The sequence below is a fragment of the Georgenia alba genome (genome assembly GCF_042665525.1).
Classification (GTDB): domain Bacteria; phylum Actinomycetota; class Actinomycetes; order Actinomycetales; family Actinomycetaceae; genus Allobogoriella; species Allobogoriella alba.
In genome coordinates this window covers 1-547 of the sequence record NZ_JBHTCQ010000015.1, presented here as the reverse complement: position 1 = coordinate 547, position 547 = coordinate 1, and the positions used below count along the sequence as shown (strand labels likewise).

The window sequence follows — 547 nt, the reverse complement described above, 5'->3', positions numbered from 1 at the left end:
CCTGCACTTTACCGATAATAAGCGGAGACAGGAACGCACCAAGGTTAATCCCCATGTAGAAAATACTGAAACCTGCATCGCGGCGCGTGTCTTCAGGGCTGTACATATCACCGACTACACTTGAAACGTTCGGCTTAAGCATACCTGTACCGATTACGATGAACACCATGGAGACGAATAGCATCGTCACACTGCCAGGAAGCGACAGGAGGATGTGACCGATCACGATTAAAATACCGCCGTAGAACAGGGCCTTCGACGTACCGAACACGCGGTCAGCCAGCCATCCGCCGATAACACCGGACATGTATACGAGTGAACCGTAGATGGACATGATGGCAAGAGCGGTTTGCTCGCTTAAACCTAATCCACCTTCTGAAACGCTGTAGTACATATAGTAAACAAGGATCGCTCTCATTCCATAGTAGGAGAAACGCTCCCAAAACTCTGTAAAGAAGAGAGTGAACAAGCCCTTAGGGTGACCGAAAAAGCCTTTTTGCGGGACACTGTCCACAATTTTCTGTTTATTCAAAGTTGACATAATGAA

General features: G+C 47.7%; 1 protein-coding gene. It reads right to left on the bottom strand.

The features are described from left to right. Positions 1 to 541, bottom strand: a 541-nt coding sequence (locus tag ACFQQL_RS19135; RefSeq protein WP_465254086.1) for a peptide MFS transporter, incomplete at its 3' end; no start/stop codon positions are given. Between the last annotated feature and the right edge of the window lie 6 nt (positions 542 to 547).